Below are 3,638 nucleotides of genomic sequence, written 5' to 3' on the forward strand. Positions count from 1 at the left end.
GATTTCAATTACACGGTGTTTGAAGGAGCTTCTTTGCAAGCACAAGATTTGAGCGATACGATAGACAGTTTTCCGATGATGGCGGAGCGCCGTATGGTTGTAGTGCGCGATCTGGATGTTTTTAAGCCGACTGCTGCATTAAAGGAAGAACTGCCCCAAATTATTAGCGATCTGCCGGACTATGTCTGCTTGGTTTTCTACTATGATACCATCGAGTTGAAGCCGGATAAGCGAACCAAATTATATACCGCGATTACAAAAGCGGGATGCATTGCCGATTTTTCTCATTTGGAACGACACGATTTGATTCCGTGGGTCAAGCGGCACGCCCGCGCCGCAGGCAAGCAGATTGACAACAATACTTGTGATTATTTGCTGTTTATCTGCGGTACATCTATGACCAATCTCTTGTTGGAGATTGAAAAAGCCTGTGCGCACAGCGCAACGGACTCTGTACAGAAAAGTGACATTGATGCGGTTTGCACGAAAGTTCTGGATGCCGTGACGTTTGACTTGACAGATGCCATTACTGCACAGCGATTTGACCGTGCTTTGGGCTTGGTAAATGAATTGATTGCGCAGAAAAATGAGCCGATTGTTCTGCTCGCTGCGGTTGCGCGGCATATTCAGAGATTGTATGCTGCGCGGCTCGCGCTGGAGGCACACAGCAGTGAACAGCAGCTCATGGAACTGCTTGGAAGTAAGTCACCGTATTATGCGAGAAAAATGCAGCAATCCGCCGCTCAGCTTTCGGTTCGCTGGCTGCGTCAAGCACTCTTGCTGTGCGGAGAGAGCGATGTTGCAATGAAATCCGCAGGCTCTGACCGACAAAAGGTGTTGGAATTGCTTTTGCTGCAATTAGCGGCGAATTTTGAGGAAAGGAAATCAAAAACGCGATGATACACATCAAGGAAGCGATTATTGTAGAAGGCAGATATGATGTCAATAAAATCAAACAGCTGGTAGATACCGTTGTCATTGAGACGGGTGGATTTGCGATTTTTAACAACAAAGAAAAATTAAAGCTCATCCGCCGTATTGCGGCAGAACGCGGAATTTTAGTTTTGACAGATAGCGATGGCGCTGGATTTGTCATTCGCAATTATCTGCGCGGTGCAATTCCCAGCGAACAAATTCGTCATGCGTATATTCCACAGATTTATGGAAAAGAAAAGCGCAAAACAAAAGGCTCTAAAGAGGGAACGCTGGGCGTAGAAGGTGTGCCGAACGATGTGATTTTGCAGGCATTGCAGCAGGCTGGTGTTGATTGCTTGGACAGCAAACCGGAGCGGCCGCAGATCACGAAGGCAGATTTCTATGCATGGGGATTGACTGGCGTACCAGGAAGCAACGAAAAACGAAAAAAGCTGTTGCAGCTTTTGGATTTGCCGTCACATATGACAGCCAATGCGTTGCTGGAATTTATCAACGCCGTGGCAGATTACGATACCGTCAAGCAGAAAATAGAACAGCTGTCTGATGAGAAATCGTAATTGCAACTGCTAGTTGACAGATTTTACCGCATATTTTCTGGTATGCAACCGGAAAATCATGTATAATAGACGTAACTAGAGGAGGTGTTTTTATGATGAGATTGAACGATAAGATTATTGAACTGCGCAAGCAGCGTGGATGGTCACAGGAGGAACTGGCGCAGCAGTTGGGTGTCACCAGACAGTCTGTGTCCAAATGGGAAGGTGCACAGTCTGTGCCAGACATTGAGAAGATTGTCCAGATGAGCCGATTATTCCATGTATCGACGGACTATCTGCTCAAAGAAGAGCATGATCCTCTTCCGTCTGCGGAAACTTCTTCCGAGTATATTCTTTCGTTGGATGACACCAAACGATACCTCACCTTAAAAAAGCGAGCTGCACCACGCGTTGCGATTGCCACTTTTTTATGTATTGTTTCTCCGGTCGTACTCATTGGGCTTGGCGCATTGGCTGAGGCGAATATTGTGCCAATGTCAGAAAACATGGCTGGCGGCATTGGTCTGTGTACATTGCTTCTCTGCATTGCCATTGCCGTGGCGATGTTTATCTCTTCCGGAGCGACACTCAAAGCCTTTGATTTTCTGGAGCAAGAACCCTGCACTTTGGTACCCGAAGCTAAGACATGGACACAGCAGCAAAAAGAGGCTTGGCATGAATCGTACACGCGGTTAAATATCATCGGTACCGTGTTGTGTATTTTATGTTCTGTCCCATTGTTTGCTGTCGCAGCTGTGGGATTGCCGGAGGTTTTTGAGTCTTTGGCAGTATGTGCGATTCTAATCCTTGTTGGATTGGGATGTATTGCTTTTATTTATGGCGGAACACGACAGGCGGCCTTTCATAGACTGCTGGAAGAAGAGGAGTATACCAGAGAAAAGAAAGCATTGGCCAAGAAGAGTATTATTGGACCGATTAGCGCAGCGTATTGGTTGGCGGTGACGGCTATCTTTTTGTTTTATACCTTCGGGCCGTACGGCAATGGGCAAGCACAATACAGCTGGTTTATTTGGGCAGTTGCCGGCGTTTTGTATGCAGCGATTGTTATTGTGATAAAAATGATAGAAGGAAAACGACTGAAATAACCAAAACCGGCTCTAAAGAGCCGGTTTTGATTATTCTTGCGCATTTTTTCTCTTAAACGAGGCGAGCGGATTATTTTTCGCTGCATCGCGCATGTTGGCGTCGTTGATATGCGTATAAATCATAGTCGTATTGATGCTGTCATGCCCCAGCACGTCTTGCAGTGTACGAATATCCGTGCCGTTTTTATACATCAGCGTTGCAGCGGTATGGCGCAGCTTGTGCGCGGAATATTTTGTCGGATCCAGTCCGGCTTTGGCAATATATTTTTTTACCAATGCCTCGACAGAGGTTTTGCGAATCCGATTGCGCTTCTTGCTGATGAACAGTGCTCCAGCATTGCCCGCATCGGAATTTGGCTGCAAACGATGCGGCAGATAGGCATTGATAGCGTCAATGCAGGCATCATTTAAGTATAACATGCGCTCTTTGTTGCCTTTGCCGAGAACGCGAATTTGATTTTCTTTAATATCAGAGATATTTAATCCGCATAGCTCGGAGACACGCAGTCCGCAATTGAGAAACAGCATTAAAATACAATAATCTCGTTCCTGAAATGGTCCGTCTACTGCTTCTAACAGAGCCACACTTTCTTCCATGCTCAGATACTTCGGAAGGGAGCGGCGAACAGAAGGATATTCCAAATTCTGAATGGGGTTGTGGTCAAGCAGATGCGCTTTATCTGTCAAATACTTAAAAAAAGAGCGCAGGGCAGAGACCTTGCGTGCACGGGATGCTGCCATCAATCCAATTTCGCTGTTGTCAGAGTTCATGTGCTTGGGACGGTCTTGTACCGTATACATTAAGAAATCGTAAGCATCGGACAGGGTAATGGTCTTGATAAAGGAAATGTCCACGTCTTTAATCGGGATTTCGTCAAAGGGAAGATCATCTGCCAGTCCGCGTTTTTGCTTGATGTACCGGAAGAACATCCGAAGGTCTAAATAGTACTCTTTGACCGTCTTAGGAGAAGAACCTTTGATGGTTTGAATATACGACAGGAAGTCGTTTAACACCTGTGGGGATTCGTGATAATGATTCATGGAAAAACACCTCAACATA

4 protein-coding genes are annotated in these 3,638 nt (G+C 46.0%); 3 read left to right on the forward strand and 1 reads right to left on the reverse strand.

What is annotated here, in order from left to right; all coding sequences use genetic code 11:
• The 3 genes from holA to ACR0P9_RS09125 all read left to right on the forward strand — a co-directional run.
• On the forward strand, window positions 1–900 hold a 900-nt coding region (gene holA / locus ACR0P9_RS09115), incomplete at its 5' end, for a DNA polymerase III subunit delta (RefSeq protein WP_432619409.1).
• Window positions 897–1,493, forward strand: a complete 597-nt coding sequence (locus tag ACR0P9_RS09120) for a toprim domain-containing protein (protein ID WP_432619411.1) — start codon at window positions 897–899, stop codon at window positions 1,491–1,493. The genes holA and ACR0P9_RS09120, both read left to right, overlap by 4 nt.
• 92 nt (window positions 1,494–1,585) lie before the next feature.
• Window positions 1,586–2,578 (forward strand): helix-turn-helix domain-containing protein, encoded by a 993-nt coding sequence (locus tag ACR0P9_RS09125; RefSeq protein WP_432619413.1) that lies wholly within the window; start codon window positions 1,586–1,588, stop codon window positions 2,576–2,578.
• 30 nt (window positions 2,579–2,608) lie between these two features.
• On the opposite strand, the gene ACR0P9_RS09130 is transcribed toward ACR0P9_RS09125, so the two are convergent.
• Window positions 2,609–3,638 (reverse strand): tyrosine recombinase XerC (locus ACR0P9_RS09130; protein WP_432619415.1); only part of this gene is annotated, 1,030 nt, incomplete at its 5' end.

Source organism: Butyricicoccus sp. (assembly GCF_050872565.1).
In the GTDB taxonomy this organism is placed as follows: domain Bacteria; phylum Bacillota; class Clostridia; order Oscillospirales; family Butyricicoccaceae; genus Butyricicoccus_A.